The sequence below is a fragment of the Pseudomonas sp. RIT623 genome (genome assembly GCF_004519305.1).
GTDB lineage: Bacteria > Pseudomonadota > Gammaproteobacteria > Pseudomonadales > Pseudomonadaceae > Aquipseudomonas.
In genome coordinates, this window is record NZ_SOZA01000004.1 from 171,587 (window position 1) to 187,454 (window position 15,868).

The window sequence follows — 15,868 nt, forward strand, 5'->3', positions numbered from 1 at the left end:
CGCCCCGGACTGATTTCAATCTTTGCAGGTGGAAGCTCGCTATCATGCTTATCGATCAGAAAATACCCCTGGGGCAGTACATCGCCTCATTCGTCGAATGGTTGACCCAGAACGGCGCCAGCTACTTCGACGCCATCGCCCAAGGCCTGGAATTCATGATCCATGGCGTTACCAGTGCCCTGACCTGGTTCAACCCGTTCGTGCTCATCGCCCTGTTCGCCGCCCTGGCGCACCTGATCCAGCGCAAATGGGCGCTTACCGTCTTCGTCGCCCTGTCGTTCCTGCTGATCCTCAACCTGGGCTACTGGCAGGAAACCATGGAAACCCTGGCGCAGGTCACCTTCGCCACGGTGGTCTGCGTGGTCATCGGCGTGCCGCTGGGCATCGCCGCCGCGCACAAGCCAATGTTCTACACCGCCATGCGCCCGGTATTGGACCTGATGCAAACCGTGCCCACCTTCGTCTACCTGATCCCCACCCTGACCCTGTTCGGCCTGGGCGTGGTACCCGGGCTGATCTCCACCGTGGTGTTCGCCATCGCCGCGCCCATCCGCCTCACCTACCTGGGTATCTGTGACGTGCCGCAGGAGCTGCTGGACGCCGGCAAGGCCTTCGGCTGCTCGCGCCGCCAGTTGCTGACCCGCATCGAACTGCCCCACGCCATGCCGAGCATCGCCGCCGGCGTGACCCAGTGCATCATGCTGTCGTTGTCGATGGTGGTGATCGCCGCCCTGGTCGGCGCCGACGGCCTGGGCAAACCGGTGGTCAATGCCCTGAACACCGCCGACATATCCCTGGGCTTCGAGGCAGGCCTGGCCATCGTGCTGCTGGCGATCATGCTCGACCGAATCTGCAAGCAACCGGAGCTGCCGGTAAGGGGTGAGGCATGAGCATCATTCGTTTCGAAGACGTCGACGTCATTTTCTCCAGCAAGCCGCGCGAAGCGCTGGCGCTGCTCGACCAGGGCAGGACTCGCGAAGAGATCCTCAAGCAGACCGGCCTGGTGGTCGGCGTCGAGAAGGCCAACCTGGATATCAAGAAAGGCGAGATCTGCGTGCTGATGGGCCTGTCCGGCTCGGGCAAGTCGAGCCTGCTGCGCTGCATCAACGGCCTCAACACCGTGAGCCGCGGCAAGCTGTTCGTCGAGCATGAAGGCAAGCACATCGACATCGCCCACTGCACCCCGGCGGAGCTGAAGATGATGCGCACCAAGCGCATCGCCATGGTGTTCCAGAAGTTCGCCCTGATGCCCTGGCTGACGGTGCGCGAGAACATCAGCTTCGGCCTGGAAATGCAGGGCCGCCCGGAAAAGGAACGGCGCAAGCTGGTCGACGAGAAGCTCGAACTGGTGGGCCTGACCCAGTGGCGCAATAAAAAGCCGGATGAGCTGTCCGGCGGCATGCAGCAGCGTGTTGGCCTGGCCCGGGCACTGGCGATGGATGCCGACATCCTGTTGATGGACGAACCCTTCTCAGCCCTCGACCCGCTGATTCGCCAGGGCCTGCAAGATGAGCTGCTTGGCCTGCAGGCCAAGCTCAGCAAGACCATCGTGTTCGTCAGCCATGACCTGGACGAAGCCCTCAAGCTGGGCAGCCGCATCGCCATCATGAAAGACGGGCGGATCATCCAGTACAGCAAGCCGGAAGAGATCGTGCTCAACCCGGCCGACGAGTACGTGCGCACCTTCGTCGCCCATACCAACCCGCTCAACGTGCTGTGTGGGCGCAGCCTGATGCGCAGCCTGGACAACTGCAAGCGGGTCAACGGCTCGGTGTGCATCGACCCGGGCATCGATTCCTGGCTGGACTTGGGCGAAGGCGGTTCGATCAAGCGCGCGCGTCAGGGCCAGAACGGCCTGGACCTGCAAAACTGGGCACCGGGGCAGGATGTGGAATTGCTCGATCGGCGGCCAACCCTGGTCAACGCCAATATCGGCATGCGCGAAGCGCTGCAGATTCGTTATCACACTGGCAACAAGCTGGTGCTGCAGGATAACGACAAGGTGGTGGGGATTCTTGGGGATACCGAGCTGTATCACGCGTTGCTCGGCAAGAATCACGGGTGATGCCGTTGGGGCCGCTTTGCGGCCCTTTCGCGACACAAGGCCGCTCCTACAGGGGAACGCGTATCCCTGTAGGAGCGGCCTTGTGTCGCGATAGGAGGGCGAAGCCCTCCCGGCGATCTGTCAGCGCACGACGATCCCACGCGAAGCCATGTAGGCCTTGGCCTCAGGCACCGTGTACTCGCCAAAGTGGAAGATACTGGCCGCCAGCACCGCGCTGGCATGCCCTTCCAGGATGCCATCGGCCAGGTGCTGCAGGTTACCCACGCCACCCGAGGCGATCACCGGGATCCCCAGCGCATCGCTGATGGCCCGGGTAACCCCCAGGTCGAAGCCATTCTTCATGCCATCCTGGTCCATGCTGGTCAGCAGGATCTCGCCAGCCCCCAGGCCTTCCATCTTCTTCGCCCACTCCACCGCATCCAGCCCGGTAGGCTTGCGCCCACCGTGGGTGAAGATTTCCCAACGCGGCGTTTCGCCCGGGCCGGACACCTTCTTGGCATCGATGGCAACCACGATGCACTGCGAACCGAAACGGTCCGCCGCCTCGCCCACGAACTCCGGGTTGAACACCGCGGCGGTGTTGATCGACACCTTGTCGGCACCGGCGTTGAGCAGGTTGCGGATGTCCTGCACGGTGCGCACGCCACCGCCCACGGTCAGCGGGATGAACACCTGGCTGGCCATGCGCTCGACGGTATGCAGGGTGGTGTCACGGCCATCGACGCTGGCGGTGATGTCGAGGAAGGTGATCTCGTCGGCACCTTGCTCGTTGTAGCGCCGGGCGATTTCCACCGGGTCGCCGGCATCGCGGATGTTCTCGAACTTGACGCCCTTGACCACCCGGCCGTTGTCCACGTCCAGGCAAGGGATGATGCGCTTGGCCAGTGCCATGGTCGCTCCTCAGCCTTGGTAGTTGTCGCAGAAGGCCTGGGCCTCGGCGACGTCGAGGGTGCCTTCGTAGATGGCACGGCCGGTGATGGCGCCGATGATGCCCGGGGCCTTGGCGTCCAGCAGGGCCTTGATGTCGCCCAGGTTGTGGATGCCGCCCGAGGCGATCACCGGGATGCGGGTGGCTTCGGCCAGGGCCTTGGTGAAGGGCACGTTGCAGCCTTGCATCATGCCGTCCTTGGCGATGTCGGTGTAGACGATCGAGGAGACGCCATCAGCCTCGAAGCGCTTGGCCAGGTCAATGACCTGCACCGAGCTGACTTCGGCCCAGCCGTCGGTGGCGACGAAGCCGTCCTTGGCGTCCAGGCCGACGATGATCTTGCCCGGGAAGGCCTTGCACGCCTCGGCGACGAACTCAGGCTGCTTGACCGCCTTGGTGCCGATGATCACGTGGCTGACGCCGGCCTTGACGTAGTGCTCGATGGTTTCCAGCGAGCGAATGCCGCCGCCGATCTGGATCGGCAGGTTCGGATAACGCTTGGCGATGGCGGTGACCACCTCGCCATTGACCGGCTGGCCTTCGAAGGCGCCGTTGAGGTCGACCAGGTGCAGGCGGCGGCAGCCACCCTCGACCCATTTGGCGGCCATGCTCACCGGGTCGTCGGAGAATACCGTGGAGTCTTCCATGCGGCCTTGGCGCAGACGCACGCAGGCACCGTCCTTGAGATCGATAGCGGGAATAATCAGCATGTGAGGAACCTGTCTAATCGTTGGAATTCAGGGCTTCGCGAGCGCCCACAGGTCGCTTTCGATGCTCTCGAACCGCTCCTTGAGGTGCAGCTGAACATCGCTAATCGCCCTGTTGTAGTAGTGAGGTGCAATCTCTTTGCTGAACAGCTCGAGGACCTCGGCCACCTCGAACGACCCCAGTTGCAGCTCGAAGCGGTCTTCGAGAAAGCGCTTGAGGGTGTCGAGCGCCTCGCGCTCCTGCTCGGGGGCCAGGGTGATGCTCGGGGCCTTGGTCTTCGCTCTGCTCATTTACCAGCGTCCGTCCCAAGCCACGAAGTTCTGCAGCAACTGCAGGCCATGGGTGTGGCTCTTCTCCGGGTGGAACTGCACGGCAAAGCGCGAGCCCTCGGCCAGCGCGGCGGCGAAATCGACGCCATAGTGGCCGCGACCGACCACCTGGCTCGGCTTGCCGGCATTGATGTAGTAGCTGTGCACGAAATAAAAACGCGCGCGGTCCGGAATGTCATGCCACAACGGGTGGTCGTTGGTCTGGCTGACTTCGTTCCAACCCATGTGCGGCACTTTCAGGTGCTCGCCGTCTTCCTTCAGGTCCTTGCCGAAGAAGCGCACCTGGCCGGGGAACAGGCCGATGCAGTCGACGCCGTCGTTTTCCTCGCTGTGCTCGAGCAGCGCCTGCATGCCCACGCAAATGCCGAGGAACGGACGGTCCTGGCTGACTTCGCGGACCAGGCTGTCGAAGCCCAGGCGGCGGATCTCGGCCATGCAGTCGCGGATCGCGCCAACGCCGGGGAACACCACGCGGTCGGCTTCGCGAATTACCGCGGCGTCACTGGTCACCAGCACCTTGCCGGCGCCCACGTGCTCCAGGGCCTTGGCCACCGAGTGCAGGTTGCCCATGCCATAGTCGATTACGGCTACCGTCTGCATTTACAGGCATCCTTTGGTGGACGGCATCTGCCCGGCCATGCGCTCGTCGAGGGTAATGGCCATGCGCAGCGCGCGGCCGAACGCCTTGAACACGGTTTCGATCTGGTGGTGGGTGTTGTGGCCACGCAGGTTGTCGATGTGCAGGGTCACCAGGGCGTGGTTGACGAAGCCCTGGAAGAACTCCTGGAACAAGTCGACATCGAAGCCGCCCACGGTGGCACGGGTGTAGGGCACGTGCATCTGCAGGCCAGGGCGGCCGGAAAAGTCGATGACCACCCGCGACAGCGCTTCGTCCAGCGGCACGTAGGCGTGGCCGTAGCGGAAGATGCCTTTCTTGTCGCCGATGGCCTGGGCGAACGCCATGCCCAGGGTGATGCCGACGTCCTCGACGGTATGGTGATCGTCGATATGCAGGTCGCCCTTGCACTCGATATCCAGATCGATCAACCCATGGCGGGCGATCTGGTCCAGCATGTGTTCAAGGAAAGGCACACCGATTTCGAATCGGGCCTTGCCACTGCCATCGAGGTTGATCGAGCACTTGACCTGGGTCTCCAGGGTATTGCGCTCGACGGAAGCCTTACGTTCGACCATCACCAGCTCCGCAAAATCATTAGGCGAAAAGGGCTCCATTATAGGCCCAGAACGCGCCGGCTTGAAACGCGGATGACATATGGCAGGGCTAGCAATTACGGGGGTGGGACAGTGCTACAGGTCTATACAACCGGCAGTTCGCCGGCAAGCCGGCTCCTACGAGCATTGCATCACCCCGTAGGAGCCGGCTTGCCGGCGAACCTGCGCTGTCAATCAATGAAACAGGACAGCCGTCTTCTGCAAGGTAACCCACACCCCCCAGGCCAGCGGAATCACCACCACCGCCCAGGCCAGCAGCACCAGCGGCAGGCTGCCCGGCGCCGCATGCCACTCCAGCGCGCGCGCCGAGTCGGCGCCCTTGTCATGGCTCAGCGCCCGCTCGGCCGCCAGCTCGGCGTCGGTCATGAAGTACTTGTCCGCCACCGGCCGCACCAGCAGGTTGCAGACAAAGCCCAGCACCAGCAGGCCGGCGAGGATGTACAAGGTCATGTCGTAGGCCGCGGCGCGCTCCACGCCCGCCGCCAGTTGCGCCTCGCGCAGGTAGGTGATCAGCACCGGGCCGAGCACGCCGGCAGCGGCCCAGGCGGTCAGCAGGCGACCATGGATCGCGCCGACCATCTGCGTGCCGAACAGGTCCGCCAGGTAGGCCGGCACCGTCGAGAAGCCGCCGCCGTACATCGACAGGATGATGCAGAACGCCGCGACGAACAGCGCCACGTTGCCCAGGTGCCCAAGGTTCGGAATCAGGCCGTAGAGCCCCACGCCCAAGGCGAAGAACACGAAGTAGGTGTTCTTGCGGCCGATGTAGTCCGAGCACGACGCCCAGAAGAACCGCCCGCCGATGTTGAACAGGCTCAGCAGGCCGGTGAAACCAGCGGCGATGGCGGCAATTTGCGCCAACTGCGCGGCACTCAGCTCACTGAAGGTCAGCTCGTTGCCCAGCAGCTTGCCGGCGAACACTTCCTGCAGCAGCGGCGAGGCCATGCCAAGGATGCCGATGCCGGCCGAGACATTCAGGCACAGCACCAGCCACACCAAGGCGAACTGCGGGGTCTTCCAGGCCACGCTGACATGCACGTGGCGGTCGGTGACCATGGCGTTGGCCTTCTTTGCCGGCGGCGTCCAGCCTTCAGGCTTCCAGCCGGTCGGCGGCACGCGGTAGGCCAGGGCGCCGGCGGTCATGAACACAAAGTAGATCGCGGCCATGGCGACGAAGCTCTGCCATACCCCCACCTCGGTGCTGCTGCCGAAGTGGCCCATGAGCGCGGTGGCCAATGGAGCGCCCACCATGGCGCCACCACCAAAGCCCATGATCGCCATGCCAGTGGCCATGCCGCGCTTGTCCGGGAACCACTTGATCAAGGTCGACACCGGCGAGATGTAGCCCAGGCCCAGGCCAATCCCCCCGATCACCCCCGAGCCCAGCCACATCAGCCACAGCTGGTGGGTCTTCACGCCGATCGCCGAGATCAGCAGGCCGCCGCACCAGCACAGCGCCGAAACCAGCCCGGCCTTGCGCGGGCCGGCGTGCTCCAGCCAGCCGCCGAGCACCGCGGCCGAGCAGCCGAGGAACACGAAGAACAGGGTGTAGATCCAGCTGAGCATGGAGATCGGCCAGTCGCACTCGGCGCTGAACAGGCGGGCGACGAAGCCCATGTCGGCGGCGCAGGCTACCGGCGCGCTGACGCCCAGGGCCTGGGACAGCGGCAACCAGAACACCGAGAAACCATAGGCCATGCCGATGCACAGGTGGATGGCCAGGGCCGCCGGCGGCACCAGCCAGCGGTTGAAGCCCGGGCGGGCGATGATGCGCTCCTTCGACAGGAAGCCTGGCGCACTCGCCACTGCCCCCGCCGTGATACTGCTATTCATGGATTGTTCCTTTTGTAGGTGGGCTATGCGCGTGGACGGCTCTGTAATTGGCTGCACGCAAGGCAGCCCGGCCGTTTGCGGCATCGCCCGCGACAATGGGTCGCGGGGGCTCCACGGGCGGCGCAAGATTACCAGCAGGCGGTGACATGAAAGCAATCTGATATCGTGTTTTTTTCGACAACTGAAACGGTATTGCAACCGGGTTCGCCGACAAGCCGGCTCCTACGGGCTTCGGCAGGAGCCGGCTTGCCGGCGAACCGGTCCACCCACGCACGGTCGAAACGTCGAATGCGCAGAGCCAGGCGCCACGGCGCTATACTCGCCGCTGAATTTCACTTTCGGACTACAAGGACTCGCCCATGAAAGCGTTCGGCAAAATCCTGGGGCTGGGGCTTCTCGGGTTGTTGCTGATCATCGTGGCGCTGGGCTTCGCCCTGAGCCACCTCTTCGATCCCAACGACTACAAAGACGAAATCCGCCAGTTGGCCCGTGACAAGGCCCACGTCGAGCTGACCCTCAACGGCGACATCGGCTGGAGCCTGTTCCCCTGGCTGGGCCTGGAGTTGCACGAGGCGAGCATCGCCACGTTGAACAACCCCAAGGTGCCCTTCGCCGACCTGCAGATGCTCGGGCTTTCCGTGCGCGTGCTGCCCCTGCTGCGCCGCGAAGTGCAAATGAGCGACGTGCGCGTCGAAGGCCTGAACCTGACTCTCACCCGCGACGCCAACGGCCATGGCAACTGGGAGGACATCGGCAAGCCGCTGCCCGACCCGACCGTGGCCAGCGGGCCAGCCGCCACGCCAGGTGAAACGCCAGCCAGCGAAGCGGCCAAGCCTGCTACCAGCGAGCGCGCGGTCAAGCTCGACATCGACAGCCTGACCGTGAACAACGCCCGGGTGCAGTACACCGACGAGAAAGCCGGCCAGAGCTACAGCGCCGAAAGCATCCAGCTGAGCACCGGGCCGGTCCACGAAGGCGCCAACATCCCGCTCAAGGCCAGCGCCTTCCTCAGCGCCAGCCAGCCAAACCTCAAGGCACGAACCGAGCTGACCGGCGAGCTGCGCTTCGATCGCAAGCTCAAGCGCTACAACCTCGAGGACATGCGCCTGTCTGGCGAAACCTCGGGCGAGCCGCTGGCCGGCAAGACCATGACCTTCGCCGCCCAAGGCCAGGTGCTGGTGGACCTGGCCGCCAACGTCGCCTCGTGGAGCGGCCTGAAGGTCTCGGCCAACCAGTTGCGCGCCCTTGGCGAGCTGAACCTGCGCGACCTCGACAAGACGCCGCAGGTCAGCGGCGGCCTGTCCATCGCCCAGTTCGACCTGCGCACCTTCCTCGATGGCATCGGCCACCCGCTGCCGGCCACCGCCGACCCAGCCGCGTTCAAGAAGGTGGAGTTGGTCACGCGCCTGCAAGGCACGCCGAACAGCCTGGCCCTCGAAGACCTGGCGGTGAAGCTGGACGACAGTACCTTCAGCGGCCGCGTGGCCGTGGAAGACTTCGCCAAGCAGGCCCTGCGCGTGCGCCTGAAGGGCGACACCTTCGACGCCGACCGCTACCTGCCGGCCAAGAGCGAACAAGCCAAGGGCGCCAGCGCAGCGCGCCAGGCCGAGGTCAAGCAACAAGAGGCCACGGCGGTGGCCGGCGCCGGCTCCACGCCGCTGCCCAACGCCCCGACCCAGGTCGCCTGGAGCACCGACAAGCTGCTGCCAGTCGACCGCCTGCGCGCCCTCGACCTGCAGGCCGAGCTGGCCTTCGGCGCGCTGACCCTGAACAAGCTGCCGATCAGCGATGCCCAGCTCAACGCCAGTGGCCAAGGCGGCCTGCTGACCCTGCAGACCTTGCGCGGCGGCCTGTACAACGGCACCTTCGAAGCCAAGGGCAGCGTCGACGTGCGTCCGGCCGTGCCGCAGCTCGGCATCAACACCAAGATCAACCGCGTGCCGGTTGAGCACTTCATCAAGCGCGAGAGCCCGGACCAGCCGCCGCCGGTCAAGGGCCTGCTGACCCTGAACAGCGACCTCACTGCCACCGGTAACAGCCAGAAGGCGCTGGTCGACACCCTCAATGGCAACGCCAGCTTCACCATCAACGACGGTGTGCTGGTCAATGCCAACCTGGAACAGCAACTGTGCCAGGCCATTGCCACCCTCAACCGCAAGCAGCTCAGCGGCGAGCCGCGTGGCAAGGACACGCCGTTCCAGGAGCTGCGCGGCAGCCTGGTGATCCGCAACGGCGTGGCCAGCAACCCGGACCTCAAGGCGCGTATTCCGGGCCTGACCGTCAACGGCCACGGCGACCTCGACCTGCGCGTGCTGGGCATGGACTACAACGTCGGCGTGGTCGTCGAAGGCGACCAGCGCGCCATGCCCGACCCGGCCTGCCAGGTCAACGAACGCTATGTCGGCGTCGAAGTGCCGCTGCGCTGCCGCGGCCCGCTGGAGCTCGGCGCCAAGGCCTGCCGCCTGGACCAGGACGGCCTGGGCAAGGTCGCCGCCAAGCTGGCCGGCAACCGCCTGAAAGACAAGATCGACCAGAAGCTTGAAGAAAAACTCGGCGACAAGGTCAGCCCGGAACTCAAGGACGCGCTGAAGGGGCTGTTCAAACGATGAGCCCTCAGCAGTTCTCCAGCGCCGTGCTGGATTGGTACGACCAGCACGGCCGCCATGACCTGCCCTGGCAACAGGGCATCACCCCGTATCGGGTGTGGGTCTCCGAAATCATGTTGCAGCAGACCCAGGTCAGCACCGTGCTCAACTACTTCGACCGCTTCATGCAAGCCCTGCCCACCGTGCAGGCGCTGGCCGAGGCGCCGGAGGACGAGGTGCTGCACCTGTGGACGGGCCTGGGCTACTACACCCGCGCGCGTAACCTGCAAAAGGCCGCGAAGATCGTCGTCGAGCAGCATGGTGGCGAGTTCCCGCGCAGCGTCGAGCAGCTCACCGAGCTGCCCGGCATCGGCCGCTCCACCGCAGGCGCCATCGCCAGCATCAGCATGGGCATTCGCGCGCCGATCCTCGACGGCAACGTCAAGCGCGTGCTGGCCCGCTTCACCGCCCAGGCCGGCTACCCCGGCGAGCCTAAGGTGGCCAACCAGCTATGGGCCAGCGCCGAGCGCTTCACCCCGATGACCCGGGTCAACCACTTCACCCAGGCGATGATGGACATGGGCGCGACGCTGTGCACCCGTAGCAAGCCCAGCTGCCTGATCTGCCCGTTGCAGCGCGGCTGCGAGGCGCACCTGCACGGCGAAGAGACCCGCTACCCCGAGCCCAAGCCGCGCAAGGCCTTGCCCCAGCGCAAGACCCTGATGCCGCTGCTGACCAACCACGAAGGCGCGATCCTGCTTTACCGCCGGCCCTCCACCGGCCTGTGGGGCGGCTTGTGGAGCCTGCCGGAGCTGGACAACCTCGAACAGCTCGACGACCTCGCCTACCAGCACGGGCTGCGCCTGAACGACCGCCAGGCCCTGGCAGGCCTGACCCATACCTTTAGCCACTTCCAGCTGGCGATCGAACCCTGGCTGGTGCGTGTCGACCCCGTCGGCGCGCACGTGGCCGAGCCCGACTGGCTCTGGTATAACCTCGCCACCCCGCCGCGCCTGGGCCTCGCCGCCCCGGTCAAGAAGCTGCTGCAACGCGCGGCCGACGAACTGATTGCAGGAGACAAGCCATGACCCGCACCGTGAAGTGCCGCAAGTACAACGAAGAACTCCCAGGCCTGGACCGCCCGCCTTACCCGGGCGCCAAGGGCCAGGACATCTTCGAGCACATCTCGCAGAAGGCCTGGAAGGAGTGGCAGGACCACCAGACCATGCTGATCAACGAGAAGCGCCTGAACATGATGAACGCCGAGGACCGCAAGTTCATCCAGGCCGAGATGGACAAGTTCTTCGCCGGCGAGGATTACGCACAGGCCGAAGGCTACGTGCCACCCTCGAATTGACCTCAAAAACCGTAAGCGACGGAATTAATTTAAATTTTTTTGAAAAAAGTCGTTGACGGCCTCTGAGAAAATCTATTTAATTCACCCCGTCGCCCAGATAGCTCAGTCGGTAGAGCAGAGGATTGAAAATCCTCGTGTCGGCGGTTCGACTCCGTCTCTGGGCACCACCTTCAGCTTCTGGTGGTTGCAAAGTTACCCGAAGCGACACAAGAAACCCGCCTAGTGCGGGTTTTTTGTTGCCTGCGATTTTTGTCTCACGCTCCTTCACCCGCGGTTGATCGATATCAAAAAGCCACCCGCCCTGCGCTCCTAGGATGACAGGTGGACATTCGAACGACCCCGCAAGGACCTCCATGAGCGAAGAATCCGCCACCCTCCCCCTGCCGTCGCCAAGCGACAGCGCCAGCAGCGTCAAACCCGTTCCGCGCACGCGCCGCCCACGCCAGCGCAAGCCCGCCGCCAGCACCGCCGCGCCAGAGACCATCACCCAGGTAAGCCAGCAACCCGCCGCCCTGGAAGTGGCCAACGCGCGCAAGGGCAGCAGCGAGGACAGCACCTCGGCGCGCCTGCCGGCCAACTACCCGTACCGCACGCGCATGCGCCGCCAGGACTACGAGAAGGCCAAGCACGAGCTGCAGATCGAGCTGCTCAAGGTGCAGAACTGGGTGAAGGAGACCGGCCAGCGCATCGTCGTGCTGTTCGAGGGCCGCGATGCTGCGGGCAAGGGCGGCACCATCAAGCGCTTCATGGAACACCTGAACCCGCGCGGCGCGCGCATCGTCGCCCTGGAGAAGCCTTCCGAGCAGGAAAAGGGCCAGTGGTACTTCCAGCGTTATGTGCAGCACCTGCCCACCGCCGGTGAAATGGTGTTCTTCGACCGCTCCTGGTACAACCGCGCCGGGGTCGAGAAGGTCATGGACTTCTGCACCCCGCTGCAATACCTGGAATTCATGCGCCAGGCGCCGGACCTCGAGCGCATGCTGTGCAACAGCGGCATCCTGCTGTTCAAGTTCTGGTTCTCGGTCAACCGCGAGGAACAGCTGCGCCGCTTCATCTCGCGGCGCGACGACCCACTCAAGCACTGGAAGCTCTCGCCCATCGACATCAAGTCGCTGGACAAGTGGGAGGACTACACCGCGGCCAAGGAGGCGATGTTCTTCCACACCGACACCGCCGATGCGCCGTGGACGGTGATCAAATCGGATGACAAGAAGCGCGCGCGGATCAACTGCATCCGCTACTTCCTGCATTCGCTGGATTATCCAGGCAAGGACCACAGCGTGGCGCATGCGCCGGATGCGTTGCTGGTCGGGCGCGCTTCGCGAGGGTTCGAGGAAGACGAGCCGGCGGTGCTGGTCAGTTAAGCCCCAGGGGCTGCTGCGCAGCCCCCGGCGATCTCGAATCCCCCTTGGGTTTCCCTGGCAACTACGCTTCAATACGCGCCTTTACCCGTTACCCCAAGGACCTGCCGCCCATGGCCACCAACAGCAAACAACAGAAACGCGCCAAGCGCGCCGCCACCAAGGCCAAGCAGAACCGCATGGTGCGCAGCGGCCAGGCGGTCAAGACCAGCGCCGGCGACAGCGCCAGCGTCGAGCAGGTGTTCAACAAGGCCATGGAATCGGGCAGCTACAACAGCCTGTTCGACAAGATGAAGGAAGCCCAGGAAAACGGCCTGGTGCCAATGATCTCGGTGTTCCTGGTCGACCCATTGCTGGCACTGGTACTCAAGGGCCACAAGGAAGAACACGCCACCGACTACATCGTCATGGTGTTCACCGCCTACCGCAAATGGCTCGACGGCGCCGACGAGGACGCGACCATGGCCTGGCTGGAGAGCGACGAGTTCCAGGATGCCTACGTTACCGCCTCGGAAGTGGTAGCCAAGCAGCAGCAACAGCAGAAGCAGTTCGGCTGACCTTCCGGGCCCTGTTTGCCAGCAAGCCGGCTCCTACACACGCGCCTCGTAGGAGCCGGCTTGCCGGCGAACAGGGCCCGCCCAGGCAAACAAAAAGGCCGCGCCCCTCACAGGGCGCGGCCTTTTCATTCAACCAGCAGATCAGCTATCCAGCGCCACCCGCGCGGCAGTGCCACGCTTGCGGTGCACCAACAAGCCGGCGGCTACCACGCCGATGCTGAGAATGGCCGTGGCGATGATCTCGGCACGGTGATCCTCACGCAGGGCCATCACCACCAGCACGGCGACGATGAAGGCGATGGTCGCCCAGGTCAGGCCCGGGAACATCCACATCTTGAACGAGATCTTCTCGCCCTTGGCTTCACGCTGGGCGCGCATGCGCAGCTGCGACACGGCGATCACCAGGTATACCAGCAGGGCGATGGCGCCGGAGCTGGCCAGCAGGAACTCGAATACCTCGGCCGGGGCCAGGAAGTTGGCGAACACGCACAGGAAGGCCGCGGCGGTGGACAACAGCACCGCCCAGTGCGGGGTGCCGGCCTTGGTGGTGCGCTGGGCAATGGCCGGGGCGTCGCCACGCTTGCTCAGGGAGAACAACATGCGCGAGGAGGTGTACAGCGCCGAGTTCAGGCAACTGGTCACGGCGATCAGCACGACGATGTCGACGATCAGCTTGGCGTTCGGCACGCCGATCAGGCTCAGCACGGTCTGGTAGGAGCCTTTTTCCGCCAGGGTCGGGTCGTTCCACGGCACCATGGCCACCACCAGGAAGATCGATACCAGGTAGAACAGGCAGATCCGCCAGATCACCGAGTTGGTGGCGCGGCTGATCTGCTTGCCTGGGTCCTTCGATTCGGCGGCGGCGATGGTGACGATCTCGGTGCCCATGAACGAGAACATGGTGGTCAGCATGGCCGCCAGCACGGCGCCCAGACCATTGGGCATGAAGCCCTGGGTGTCGAACAGGTGGCTGATGCCGCTGACCTGGCTGCTCGGCACCATGCCGAACATGGCCGCGCAACCGACGACGATGAAGCCGATGATCGCCAGCACCTTGAGCAGGGCGAACCAGAACTCGAACTCACCGTAGTTCTTCACGCTGAACAGGTTGGTGATGGTCAGCGCCAGGGTAATGATCAGGGAGAATGCCCACAGGTCCACCGACGGGAACCAGGCATGCAAAATGGCCGCGGCGGCGTTGGCTTCGAGCGGGATCACCAGGACCCAGAACCACCAGTACAGCCAGCCGATGGTGAAACCGGCCCAGCGCCCGATGGCGCGGTCGGCATAGGTGGAGAACGAGCCGGTGTCCGGCGAGGCGACCGCCATTTCACCGAGCATGCGCATCACCAGTACCACCAGGGTTCCGGCGGCGGCGTAGGCCAGCAGCACGGCCGGGCCGGCAGCAGCGATGGCGTGGCCGGAGCCGACGAACAGGCCGGCGCCGATCACACCGGCAATGGACAGCATGGTCACATGCCGTTGCTTGAGCCCCTGAGCGAGGTCATTGGAATTGTTACCGCTCATAAAACTACCTTTGTAAGGAGGTGGACTACACGAATGACTGCCAGCACGCCCGGGATGAAAGTGGGCAACGCTGCATTCAGTGGTTTCCAGATGGCAATAACTGGGCCAGGTGAGAATCGCTTTCGTCTGAAATGCTTCAGCGGCCAATAACGGCGCGGCTTGCAGGGCATAGTGCCAAGGCTTGACCGAAAGGCCATCAAATTGCCGTGCCAAGTGCAGATTACTGAAATACTCACTTACAAACGCACCAAAGGCGCTCCCCGGTAACACCTTTGCACAAATGATGAGCAGAAAAAGAGCAACCCACCGGCGCAACCCAGCCCAAGGATAACCGGCAAAGCAGTACCACCCGGCCAAAAACGGCTTCCCAGAGCGGGCCAAAACTGGCACCATCGCGCCTTTTTTCATCAAGGCTCCGGTGCTGGGCAAACGCCCTTGCGGATATCCTGGCGACAGTCCACTGCAGCGATGCGACAAACTGTCCCACCAGCGACCAGAGCCCCTCGCGACCCCGTTGGCCGTCGTTGCGCCGCTATGCTAGCTTGGCGCTCGCCAGGAAGGCCGCCAACAGCTGGGAACGCACCCGTATACATGAGGACCGCACATGGCCCAGGCCACGCCCGCGCTGGAAATCCGCAACCTGCACAAACGCTATGGCGAGCAGGAAATTCTCAAGGGCATTTCGCTGACCGCGCGCGACGGTGACGTGATTTCCATCCTGGGGTCGTCCGGCTCCGGCAAGTCCACCTTGCTGCGCTGCATCAACCTGCTGGAGAACCCGCACCAGGGCGAGATCCTCGTCGCCGGCGAGGCGCTCAAGCTCAAGGCGCAGAAAAACGGCGACCTGGTCGCCGCCGACAACCGCCAGATCAACCGTCTGCGCAGCGAGATCGGCTTCGTCTTCCAGAACTTCAACCTGTGGCCGCACATGTCGATCCTCGACAACATCATCGAGGCGCCACGCCGCGTGCTCGGCCAGAACAAGGCCGAGGCCATCGAGCATGCCGAGGCCCTGCTGAACAAGGTCGGCATCTTCGACAAACGCCACAGCTACCCCGCACAGCTTTCCGGCGGCCAGCAACAGCGCGCCGCCATCGCCCGTACCCTGGCCATGAAGCCCAAGGTCATCCTGTTCGACGAGCCAACCTCGGCACTCGATCCGGAAATGGTCCAGGAAGTGCTTAACGTCATCCGCGCATTGGCCGAAGAAGGCCGTACCATGCTGCTGGTGACGCACGAGATGAACTTTGCCCGCCAGGTGTCCAGCGAAGTGGTCTTCCTGCACCAGGGCCTGGTCGAAGAGCAGGGATCGCCGCAACAGGTCTTCGAAAACCCGACCTCGGCGCGTTGCAAGCAATTCATGTCCAGCCACCGCTAACGGAGCA

General features: G+C 64.2%; 15 protein-coding genes and 1 tRNA gene. 9 read left to right on the forward strand and 7 right to left on the reverse strand.

Annotated elements, in window-relative coordinates:
* Nucleotides 1-41: 41 nt before the first annotated feature.
* Complete coding sequence (gene choW / locus E3U47_RS05030) at nucleotides 42-890, forward strand: choline ABC transporter permease subunit (RefSeq protein WP_177414200.1); 849 nt, start codon at nucleotides 42-44, stop codon at nucleotides 888-890.
* Nucleotides 887-2,065: a choline ABC transporter ATP-binding protein gene (choV, locus tag E3U47_RS05035; protein WP_134689912.1), complete on the forward strand. Its 1,179-nt coding sequence runs from the start codon at nucleotides 887-889 to the stop codon at nucleotides 2,063-2,065. Before choW ends, choV begins: the two co-directional genes overlap by 4 nt.
* Nucleotides 2,066-2,185: 120 nt before the next feature.
* On the opposite strand, the gene hisF is transcribed toward choV, so the two are convergent.
* The 6 genes from hisF to E3U47_RS05065 all read right to left on the reverse strand — a co-directional run bounded on the left by hisF (nucleotide 2,186) and on the right by E3U47_RS05065 (nucleotide 7,096).
* On the reverse strand, nucleotides 2,186-2,956 hold the full coding sequence (gene hisF, locus E3U47_RS05040) for an imidazole glycerol phosphate synthase subunit HisF (protein ID WP_008091498.1): 771 nt from the start codon (nucleotides 2,954-2,956) through the stop codon (nucleotides 2,186-2,188).
* Between the two features lie 9 nt (nucleotides 2,957-2,965).
* Nucleotides 2,966-3,703: a 1-(5-phosphoribosyl)-5-[(5-phosphoribosylamino)methylideneamino]imidazole-4-carboxamide isomerase gene (gene hisA, locus E3U47_RS05045; protein WP_134689913.1), complete on the reverse strand. Its 738-nt coding sequence runs from the start codon at nucleotides 3,701-3,703 to the stop codon at nucleotides 2,966-2,968.
* 27 nt (nucleotides 3,704-3,730) lie between these two features.
* The gene (locus E3U47_RS05050) at nucleotides 3,731-3,991 is read right to left on the reverse strand and encodes a DUF2164 domain-containing protein (RefSeq protein WP_134689914.1); all 261 of its coding nucleotides are present in this window, start codon (nucleotides 3,989-3,991) and stop codon (nucleotides 3,731-3,733) included.
* Nucleotides 3,992-4,630, reverse strand: a complete 639-nt coding sequence (hisH, locus tag E3U47_RS05055) for an imidazole glycerol phosphate synthase subunit HisH (RefSeq protein WP_134689915.1) — start codon at nucleotides 4,628-4,630, stop codon at nucleotides 3,992-3,994. It lies immediately after the preceding gene.
* Nucleotides 4,631-5,224, reverse strand: a complete 594-nt coding sequence (hisB, locus tag E3U47_RS05060; protein WP_084941144.1) for an imidazoleglycerol-phosphate dehydratase HisB — start codon at nucleotides 5,222-5,224, stop codon at nucleotides 4,631-4,633. It abuts the gene before it with no gap.
* A gap of 213 nt (nucleotides 5,225-5,437) precedes the next feature.
* Nucleotides 5,438-7,096 carry an OFA family MFS transporter gene (locus E3U47_RS05065; RefSeq protein WP_134689916.1) on the reverse strand — a complete coding sequence of 553 codons (1,659 nt, stop codon included), beginning with the start codon at nucleotides 7,094-7,096 and terminating at the stop codon, nucleotides 5,438-5,440.
* 359 nt (nucleotides 7,097-7,455) lie between these two features.
* Here E3U47_RS05065 and E3U47_RS05070 point away from each other — a divergent pair, with 359 nt between their 5' ends.
* The 6 genes from E3U47_RS05070 to E3U47_RS05095 all read left to right on the forward strand — a co-directional run bounded on the left by E3U47_RS05070 (nucleotide 7,456) and on the right by E3U47_RS05095 (nucleotide 12,956).
* The gene (locus E3U47_RS05070; protein ID WP_134689917.1) at nucleotides 7,456-9,705 is read left to right on the forward strand and encodes an AsmA family protein; all 2,250 of its coding nucleotides are present in this window, start codon (nucleotides 7,456-7,458) and stop codon (nucleotides 9,703-9,705) included.
* Complete coding sequence (mutY, locus tag E3U47_RS05075) at nucleotides 9,702-10,769, forward strand: A/G-specific adenine glycosylase (protein ID WP_134689918.1); 1,068 nt, start codon at nucleotides 9,702-9,704, stop codon at nucleotides 10,767-10,769. The genes E3U47_RS05070 and mutY overlap by 4 nt, the downstream gene beginning before the upstream one ends.
* A complete protein-coding gene (locus E3U47_RS05080) occupies nucleotides 10,766-11,038 on the forward strand; it encodes an oxidative damage protection protein (RefSeq protein ID WP_011536185.1) in 273 nt (90 codons plus the stop codon). The genes mutY and E3U47_RS05080 overlap by 4 nt, the downstream gene beginning before the upstream one ends.
* A gap of 91 nt (nucleotides 11,039-11,129) precedes the next feature.
* Nucleotides 11,130-11,205 (forward strand) — tRNA-Phe (locus E3U47_RS05085).
* A gap of 186 nt (nucleotides 11,206-11,391) precedes the next feature.
* Nucleotides 11,392-12,402: a polyphosphate kinase 2 gene (ppk2, locus tag E3U47_RS05090; protein ID WP_134689919.1), complete on the forward strand. Its 1,011-nt coding sequence runs from the start codon at nucleotides 11,392-11,394 to the stop codon at nucleotides 12,400-12,402.
* Between the two features lie 110 nt (nucleotides 12,403-12,512).
* Complete coding sequence (locus tag E3U47_RS05095; protein WP_134689920.1) at nucleotides 12,513-12,956, forward strand: hypothetical protein; 444 nt, start codon at nucleotides 12,513-12,515, stop codon at nucleotides 12,954-12,956.
* A gap of 141 nt (nucleotides 12,957-13,097) precedes the next feature.
* On the opposite strand, the gene gabP is transcribed toward E3U47_RS05095, so the two are convergent.
* Nucleotides 13,098-14,483 carry a GABA permease gene (gene gabP / locus E3U47_RS05100; protein ID WP_134689921.1) on the reverse strand — a complete coding sequence of 462 codons (1,386 nt, stop codon included), beginning with the start codon at nucleotides 14,481-14,483 and terminating at the stop codon, nucleotides 13,098-13,100.
* 604 nt (nucleotides 14,484-15,087) lie between these two features.
* Between gabP and E3U47_RS05105 the strand changes: the two genes are divergently transcribed.
* Complete coding sequence (locus E3U47_RS05105; protein ID WP_134689922.1) at nucleotides 15,088-15,861, forward strand: ABC transporter ATP-binding protein; 774 nt, start codon at nucleotides 15,088-15,090, stop codon at nucleotides 15,859-15,861.
* The last annotated feature ends 7 nt before the right edge of the window (nucleotides 15,862-15,868 follow it).

Excerpts from the sequence above, each read along its gene's own strand:
- hisH (WP_134689915.1), bottom strand. The coding sequence starts at position 4,630 with ATGCAGACGGTAGCCGTAATCGACTATGGCATGGGCAACCTGCACTCG.
- hisA (WP_134689913.1), bottom strand. The coding sequence starts at position 3,703 with ATGCTGATTATTCCCGCTATCGATCTCAAGGACGGTGCCTGCGTGCGT.
- choV (WP_134689912.1), top strand. The coding sequence starts at position 887 with ATGAGCATCATTCGTTTCGAAGACGTCGACGTCATTTTCTCCAGCAAG.
- hisB (WP_084941144.1), bottom strand. The coding sequence starts at position 5,224 with ATGGTCGAACGTAAGGCTTCCGTCGAGCGCAATACCCTGGAGACCCAG.
- mutY (WP_134689918.1), top strand. The coding sequence starts at position 9,702 with ATGAGCCCTCAGCAGTTCTCCAGCGCCGTGCTGGATTGGTACGACCAG.
- E3U47_RS05050 (WP_134689914.1), bottom strand. The coding sequence starts at position 3,991 with ATGAGCAGAGCGAAGACCAAGGCCCCGAGCATCACCCTGGCCCCCGAG.
- E3U47_RS05065 (WP_134689916.1), bottom strand. The coding sequence starts at position 7,096 with ATGAATAGCAGTATCACGGCGGGGGCAGTGGCGAGTGCGCCAGGCTTC.
- E3U47_RS05095 (WP_134689920.1), top strand. The coding sequence starts at position 12,513 with ATGGCCACCAACAGCAAACAACAGAAACGCGCCAAGCGCGCCGCCACC.
- gabP (WP_134689921.1), bottom strand. The coding sequence starts at position 14,483 with ATGAGCGGTAACAATTCCAATGACCTCGCTCAGGGGCTCAAGCAACGG.
- hisF (WP_008091498.1), bottom strand. The coding sequence starts at position 2,956 with ATGGCACTGGCCAAGCGCATCATCCCTTGCCTGGACGTGGACAACGGC.
- E3U47_RS05070 (WP_134689917.1), top strand. The coding sequence starts at position 7,456 with ATGAAAGCGTTCGGCAAAATCCTGGGGCTGGGGCTTCTCGGGTTGTTG.
- E3U47_RS05105 (WP_134689922.1), top strand. The coding sequence starts at position 15,088 with ATGGCCCAGGCCACGCCCGCGCTGGAAATCCGCAACCTGCACAAACGC.
- ppk2 (WP_134689919.1), top strand. The coding sequence starts at position 11,392 with ATGAGCGAAGAATCCGCCACCCTCCCCCTGCCGTCGCCAAGCGACAGC.
- E3U47_RS05080 (WP_011536185.1), top strand. The coding sequence starts at position 10,766 with ATGACCCGCACCGTGAAGTGCCGCAAGTACAACGAAGAACTCCCAGGC.